The sequence below is a fragment of the Pseudarthrobacter sp. 10T415 genome, assembly GCF_056394175.1.
The window spans coordinates 1-360 of record NZ_JBFTHJ010000092.1 but is presented as its reverse complement, the minus strand read 5'-3'; the positions used below and the strand labels follow the sequence as shown (position 1 = coordinate 360).

At 61.9% G+C, this 360-nt stretch carries 1 protein-coding gene; it reads right to left on the bottom strand.

All coding sequences use genetic code 11. From position 1 onward, the window contains the following. A partial coding sequence (locus AC1DBN_RS21605) for a molybdopterin-dependent oxidoreductase (protein WP_477724217.1) occupies window positions 1-360 on the bottom strand: 360 nt, incomplete at both ends.

Sequence of the window (360 nt, the reverse complement as noted above, 5' to 3'; positions counted from 1 at the left end):
ATGCAGTGACGGGCGTTCGGGTCGATATTGTTCGTGCGGAAACCGGCCTTCATCAGCTTGGAGGCGGCGTAGCCCTCCCAGATCGTCCACTGGCCCGAGCCGAACATGCCGACCGCCGTGGGGCCTTTCTCCTTCAGCACGCGCTTGAACTGGGCGGCCATCACGTCGAACGCCTTGTCCCAGGTCACGGGCTGGAACTCGCCGTTCTTGTCGTACTGTCCGTTTTTCATGCGCAGCAGCGGCTTGGTCAGCCGGTCCTGCCCGTACATGATCACGGGCTGGAACTCGCCGTTCTTGTCGTACTGTCCGTTTTTCATGCGCAGCAGCGGCTTGGTCAGCCGGTCCTGCCCGTACATGATC